The sequence below is a fragment of the Actinoplanes sp. TFC3 genome (genome assembly GCF_001553785.1).
Taxonomy (GTDB): Bacteria; Actinomycetota; Actinomycetes; order Mycobacteriales; family Micromonosporaceae; genus Actinoplanes.
The window spans coordinates 1-1582 of the sequence record NZ_LOJP01000004.1; the positions used below are offsets into that span (position 1 = coordinate 1).

General features: G+C 65.1%; 1 protein-coding gene and 2 pseudogenes. 2 read left to right on the forward strand and 1 reads right to left on the reverse strand.

The genetic code is table 11. The features are described from left to right. Nucleotides 1-135: 135 nt before the first annotated feature. Together TFC3_RS40255 and TFC3_RS40260 are read left to right on the forward strand one after the other, a co-directional pair. Nucleotides 136-180, forward strand: a pseudogene (locus TFC3_RS40255) (hypothetical protein); the annotation flags it as partial. Nucleotides 181-275: 95 nt separating this feature from the next. Next, nucleotides 276-377, forward strand: coding sequence for a hypothetical protein (locus tag TFC3_RS40260; protein ID WP_304439004.1), 102 nt, complete (start codon nucleotides 276-278; stop codon nucleotides 375-377). Between the two features lie 83 nt (nucleotides 378-460). On the opposite strand, the pseudogene TFC3_RS33100 reads toward TFC3_RS40260, so the two are convergent. Next, nucleotides 461-1375 (reverse strand): annotated as a pseudogene (locus tag TFC3_RS33100) (IS5 family transposase). Between the last annotated feature and the right edge of the window lie 207 nt (nucleotides 1376-1582).

Here is a 1582-nt window from a genome sequence, read left to right on the forward strand (position 1 = left end):
GAGAGGAAACTATGCCAACAAGCGACTCTCCTCCAAGCGGCTCACCCAGCACGCGCGGAGAATCTTCGGCATAGTCGCGGTCTCGGCATAGGTCGATCTATGCCGACATCTCCATAGATCGACGAACTGGGCTACATGGAACTCGACAAACGCGGCGCCGAACTGCTCTTCCAAGTTCTCACCGAGCGGGAGGAGAAAGCCTCCGTCGCCATCGCTTCAAATGAAGCCTTCTCGGCCTTGACCAAACATTCACCGACCCGCGACTCTGCGCCGCGATCGTCGACCGACTCACCTTCGGCGGCAACATCATCGAAACCGGCACCGAATCCTACCGGCTCGCCAGGACCCGCAACCAACTCGCCAGCACCGGCCAATGAACCCCCCCGCCGGCCAGCGTCATGGTCGTCTATGACATCACCGAACCCATCGACGACTTCGACGCGCTCACCCCGCTGCCCGACTAGGCCGTGTTTCGTAGGGCGCGGAGCCATTGGTTGATCGCGGCGATGGTGAGCGTTGCTTCGTAGCGGACGGCGAGTTTCTCGTATCTGGTGGCCATCGCTCGGTGTTGTTTGAGCTGGTTGATGCCGCACTCCACGGCGTGACGTAAGCGGTAGGCCTGGGGGTCGAAGGCGGGTGGGCGCCCGCCTTTCGACCCTTTGGCCTTGCGGTGGGCGTCCTGGTCAGTCTTGCTCGGGATACACGCCCGGATGCCCCGCGACCGCAGGTGGGCACGGTTGGCCTTGGACGTGTACGCCTTGGTGGCCAGCACCGCGTCCGGGCGGGTCCGCGGCCGGCCCCCGGCGGCTCGGGCGACACGGACCTTTGCCAGCACCGCAATGAACTGCGGGCTGTCACCACGTTGCCCGGCGGTGACCACCAAGGCCATCAGTTTGCGGCCCTGCTCGCAGGCCAGATGGGTCTTCGTGGTCCAGCCGCCTCGCGACCGGCCGAGGCCGTGATCGGCCAACTCTATCTCTACGCCACCGGGTGGTTCCTTCTGCGCTTGGCCGTCACGGCGGGCGCCGGCCGCATGCTGATGGGCACGGCTGATGGTCGAGTCCACACTCACGGTCCAGCCCGATCAACCCGGCCGCGTCCGCCTGGGCCTGCAATGCGGCGAGGATCTGTGCCCAGACACCGTCACGCCCCAGCGTCGAAACCATCGATACAAGCTCTTCCACGGCGGGTAGGCCCCGGGCACGTCCCGCCACGGTGACCCGGTCCGGACCCGCCACCGGATCCCGTCGATGATCACTCTCACGGTCCATCTGCGTGGCCGGTCACGACCCGTTCCCGCAGGCAGCACTGCTTCCAGCGCCGCCCATTGCAGGTCAGTCAAGTCGTGCCGCCTCGCTGCCGCTACGCTCGGCACGAGGTCTCCGGTGTGAAGTTTTGGTTTGGTCGCTTGAACCAAATACCGGAGACCTCTTCAGTTATCGATCACCGCCACGCCGCAACATCGCCGTCCTACGAAACACGGCCTAGTACTGCAACGGCATTCATCGGAGTGCGTAGCCTCGGCGTTTGTAGTGGCTGAGGCGGGCTTGGTGCTGGCGTCTGCGGCGCCAGCGTGACCACC